The 4,289-nt window shown below is 64.7% G+C and carries 6 protein-coding genes; 1 reads left to right on the top strand and 5 read right to left on the bottom strand.

Going from position 1 to position 4,289, the window contains the following annotated elements:
* Positions 1-182: 182 nt before the first annotated feature.
* A complete protein-coding gene (locus X803_RS0105520; RefSeq protein WP_026544357.1) occupies positions 183-611 on the bottom strand; it encodes a hypothetical protein in 429 nt (142 codons plus the stop codon).
* Positions 612-825: 214 nt separating this feature from the next.
* Here X803_RS0105520 and X803_RS0105515 point away from each other — a divergent pair, with 214 nt between their 5' ends.
* On the top strand, positions 826-1,398 hold the full coding sequence (locus X803_RS0105515) for a recombinase family protein (protein WP_026544356.1): 573 nt from the start codon (positions 826-828) through the stop codon (positions 1,396-1,398).
* Between the two features lie 32 nt (positions 1,399-1,430).
* Here the strand turns inward: X803_RS0105515 and X803_RS0105510 are convergent, their stop codons facing one another.
* The 4 genes from X803_RS0105510 to crtI form a co-directional block, all read right to left on the bottom strand.
* On the bottom strand, positions 1,431-2,294 hold the full coding sequence (locus X803_RS0105510) for a prenyltransferase (protein WP_026544355.1): 864 nt from the start codon (positions 2,292-2,294) through the stop codon (positions 1,431-1,433).
* Positions 2,291-2,632, bottom strand: coding sequence for a lycopene cyclase domain-containing protein (locus X803_RS0105505; protein ID WP_026544354.1), 342 nt, complete (start codon positions 2,630-2,632; stop codon positions 2,291-2,293). Before X803_RS0105505 ends, X803_RS0105510 begins: the two co-directional genes overlap by 4 nt.
* Positions 2,629-2,976, bottom strand: coding sequence for a lycopene cyclase domain-containing protein (locus tag X803_RS18045; RefSeq protein WP_051470494.1), 348 nt, complete (start codon positions 2,974-2,976; stop codon positions 2,629-2,631). Before X803_RS18045 ends, X803_RS0105505 begins: the two co-directional genes overlap by 4 nt.
* Positions 2,976-4,289: phytoene desaturase family protein (gene crtI / locus X803_RS18040; protein ID WP_035778044.1), on the bottom strand; the 1,314-nt coding region annotated here is incomplete at its 5' end. The genes X803_RS18045 and crtI, both read right to left, overlap by 1 nt.

The following is a 4,289-nucleotide window of genomic DNA, read 5'->3' as shown; positions in this document are numbered from 1 at the left end:
AGTCGTCATTTGCCATTAGTTGGATTCCCCTCGTTCGCTGAACTCAACCATACTCATTTCCAATCCATCGCCCGACGCATGATCCCTCACCGCCCCAAGGATTCTCAGCGAGATAGCATCCTCTATATTGAACCGGACTCGAAGCAGAGGTTATGAAGTATGTTCGCGGAAGTGAAGCAGTTTCAGTGGGCCGACGTTGAGGATGACACTGTCGCCCCTGAATTCCCCACCTGAAAGCAGTGTCTGGAGGAGCGCCCGCGACCGAACAGCCGACGCCGCGTCGTTACCCGCCCTCCTCCCAATAGGTATGAGCGCATGACGCGACATAGCTTCCTTAGTTCAGCCTCCCTATAGGCCTCCAACTCTTCGTCGCCCTCTTCGCCATAGTCATCCACTACCAGGCCGGTATGAACCTTCAGTTCCGGAATGAAGACCTCCACCCACACCGGATCGACTCGAATGACTGCGCTACGCTCCTCATGGGAACGGCTGCTGACCTGGACACTGGTAGAAAAGGCAGGATCGTCGGAGCTGCGATTCACAACGACGAAGTCTTCGTTGAATACCTCGGCCACGACGCGATCGAGCATGATCTTGAGGTCCGGAGTCATGATCAGAGTCTTTCAGAGTCGAGAGGAGTAGACGGGCCCGCAGCCATCTCGGATCCACAATCTTTCGGCAGAGCGTCTAGTGCCGCGTAAGCCGAACCCCCAGCGCCGCACACCCAATCACAAAGCCTACAAATCACCCTGAACAATCGCGGTGCACGAAAAGCCGGTACGGTGAAATGCCCCGTGAGGGTGGGTTAAGTGCAACACTGAAATGGTGAAGATCGGGTACGCTCGCGTATCCACCCACGAACAAGACCTCACCATCCAGCGCGAAGGTTTGGCCGCCCTCGGAGTGGAAGCCGACTACATCTACGTCGACCACGGGTTGACGGGTACAAACCGCGCACGCCCCGGACTCTTCCAGGCAATGGCCGCAGTCCGCGCCGGTGACACACTTGTGGTCACCAAACTCGACCGCCTCGCACGTTCCCTGCCTGATGCACGAGACATCGCTGATGAGCTCACGCGCAAAGGCGTCTCACTCAGCCTCGGCAGCAGCGTCTACGATCCCACCGACCCGGTAGGCCGCTTGATGTTCAACGTGCTGGGCATGGTCGCCGAATTCGAGTCAGATCTGATTCGCGCACGCACCCGTGAGGGCATGGCCGTCGCAAAAGCCAAAGGCCGCTTGCGGGGCAAACAGCCAAAACTGTCTCCAACCCGCCGTCGGCACCTCTACGAGCTGGTCGATGAGGACAAATACACCCAGGCGGAACTGGCCGAACTCTTCACCGTCTCCCGAACCACCATTTACCGCGAGATACTGCGGCGTGTCTCCAACCGCTGAGCGGCCCCTCCGTTCGGGAGAAGAAAGGCAAGTCAGCGGATCGCCGCGTACCAGATCAGCAGCATTGTCACGAAGAAACCGGTCACGTAGTTCAGCCAGAGGAACCGCTCCCAACCGCGGTGGGCGAGGCCGGCGTCGTCGTCCTCCAGGGACGCGAACGGAACAATGTTGATCACGTAGGCGAGCACCAGGAAGGACGCCAGCGGCCCTGGCCAGGGGGTGAAGAGCATGAGCGCGCCGCTCATCAGGTAGGCGGCGATGGCGAAGCGGACCGTCGCCCGGCCGCCGGTCACCGTTGCGATGGAGGCGATGCCGCCGGCGCGGTCGGCCGCCACGTCCTGCACCGCACCGAACGCCTGGCTCGCCACACCCCAGAGGAAGAACGAGCCGAGCAGCGCCCACAGCGCCGGCGTGAACTCCGCCTGAGCCAGCACCAGCCCGTAAACCGCTGGAGAAACAAAGTGCGTGCTCGAAGTGACCGAATCGAGGAACGGACGCTCCTTGAAGCGCAGCCGCGGAGCACTGTAGGCGATCACCGCGAAGACGCTGACCGCGAGCACCAGCCAGGACAGCGGTCCGCCGAGGAGCACCAGCACCGCGAGGAACGGCACGTTGGTGGCGATCGCGGCGCGGAGCGTGATGGTGTGCATGGTCCGGTCGAGCACCGCCCCCTCGACGCCGCCCTTGCGCGGGTTGAGGAGGTCCGACTCGTAGTCGAACACGTCATTGATCCCGTACATCGCGAGGTTGTAGGGGATGAGGAAGTAGAGGGTGCCGATGATCCATGCGAGGTCGATCTGCCCCGCCGTCAGCAGATACGCCGCCGCGAAGGGGAAGGCAGTGTTCACCCAGGACAGCGGCCGCGAGGACACCAGCAGGGTGCGGAGGGTCTTCACGGCTGCCGCCTCCGTTCATGGTTGCGCTTGAATCCGCGCTCGTCGAGGAGCATCCACAGGGCGGGCAGCAGCAGCACGGCCGCCACGGGATACGCGAAATCCTCCAGCGGAGCCAGGCCCACCGACAGCCCGGAGATCAGGTCCGGCGCATAGCTGAACAGGCCTGCGGCGATCATGATGTTGTCGAACACGGCAGTCAGAATCAGCACGACGACGGCGGCGCACCCCGCCGCTGCCAGCGCCGCCTTGCGCCTGGGCCCGGACACCTTCGCCGCCGCGAGGAGACCGACCGCGAGGGCCGGAACGAGGAACACCGCGTTGAGCAGCCAGTAGGTCATGAGCGTTCCACCGCACTGTCAGCCACCTGCAGCCGCGCGGCGAAATGCCGGCGGAACAGCAGGAACAGGTTCATGACGAGGTAGCAGAGGAACGTCAGGAAGACCGCTTCCTCCAGCGGCAGCTCGGGCGCGAGGGTGATCCCGAGCATGATGTCGGTCTGCCCGCGGTAGAAGATGCCCAGGCCAATTCCCGCGAGGTCCCAGGCAAGGAAGAACAGCACACCGGTGACCAGCACGGCAGCCGCCCGGCCGGCGTCGTGCCAGAAAAAGAGGCGCAGCCGCTGGTCCAGCAGGACCATGCACCCCAGGGAGGCGAGCAGGAACAGCAGGTAGGCAGCACCCATCACGCGACCGTGTTTTCGCGGACCCGGCCCGGGCGGAGCGGGACAGGCAGCGGATCGGTGCTGGTATCCCGGCGCAGCCGCTTGATGACCAGTTCGGCGCTGATCAGGCACATGGGAATGCCGATGCCCGGAATGGTGGAGCCGCCCGCGTAGTACAGGCCCTGGACCTTGCGGCTGATATTGCCGGCGCGGAAGAACGCGCTCTGCTGCAGCGTGTGCGCCGGCCCGAGCGAGGTGCCCTTCCAGGAGTGGTAGTCCCGCTCGAAATCCGCGGGACCGTAGCTGCGCCGAAGCACGATGCGCTCATTCAGATCGGGGATCCCCGCCCACTCGCTGAGCTGCCCGATCACGGCGTCGGCAACGCGCTCGATCCGCTCGCCCCCGCTGCCGCCCAGGCTGGGATCCGCGGGAATCGGCACCAGGACAAACACGTTCTCATGCCCCTCCGGTGCCACAGCCGGATCGGTGGCGCTGGGCTTGCACACATACATCGACGCCGGTGTGGGAATGAAGGGGGTCCTGCCGAAGATGGCCCGGAAGTTCTCCTCCCAGTCCTCGGTGAACAGCAGTGTGTGGTGCTGCAGCTGGGGCAGTTCGCCGCGCACGCCGAGGTAGAGGAGCAGTGCGCTTGGGCCGGCGGTGCTGCGCTTCCAGTACCGCTCGGGGTAGGTCTGCAGGTGGCGGGGAAGCAGCGCGGTTTCGGTGTGGTGCAGGTCGGCTGCGGAAACGACGACGTCGGCCGCCGCCCGGTATTCGGTCCCGTCACCCGTGCGGTAGCGCACCCCGCGTACGGCGGCGGGCCGCCTGCGGGATGACGTGGACGCGGTCTCGATCTCGAGGACCTCGGCGCCGGTGGTGATGGTGACTCCCGCTTCCCGGGCGAGGCGTTCAACGGCCTCCACCAGGCGGGCAAATCCGCCCATCGGGTAGAGCACCCCGTCGTCGAGGTCGAGGTGGCTCATCAGGTGGTACATGCTCGGCGCGGTGAAGGGGGAGGTGCCGAGGAACACCGCCGGGTATTCGAGAATCTGCTGCAGCCGGGGATCGGTGACGTAGCGCCGGGCGTAGCTGTGCAGCGGTTCCAGGAGCAGCCTGCCGAGGCGCGGCAGGCGTCCGAGCACGTCCGGGGTGAGCAGGGAAGTGAGGGATTCGAAGGTGGAGTAGAGGAACCGGCGGACGGCCATCGTGTAGGTGTCCGCTGCGGAGTCCAGGTACTGCTCCAGTCTTGCGCCCGCGCCCGGCTCCAGCCGTTCGAAGAGTTCCACCACTCGGCGGCGCTCGGCGGGAACGTCCACCGGCTCCGGGAACCCCTC

Origin of the sequence: Arthrobacter sp. 35/47 (assembly GCF_000520475.1) — a bacterium.
In the GTDB taxonomy this organism is placed as follows: domain Bacteria; phylum Actinomycetota; class Actinomycetes; order Actinomycetales; family Micrococcaceae; genus Arthrobacter_D; species Arthrobacter_D subterraneus.
Note: the sequence above shows the minus strand (reverse complement) of the source record. Positions and strands in the feature narration are given on the sequence as shown.

What these genes read in the sequence shown, in the direction of transcription:
- X803_RS18045 (WP_051470494.1), bottom strand. Translation starts at nt 2,976, where the DNA reads ATGGGTGCTGCCTACCTGCTGTTCCTGCTCGCCTCCCTGGGGTGCATG.
- X803_RS0105520 (WP_026544357.1), bottom strand. Translation starts at nt 611, where the DNA reads ATGACTCCGGACCTCAAGATCATGCTCGATCGCGTCGTGGCCGAGGTA.
- X803_RS0105505 (WP_026544354.1), bottom strand. Translation starts at nt 2,632, where the DNA reads ATGACCTACTGGCTGCTCAACGCGGTGTTCCTCGTTCCGGCCCTCGCG.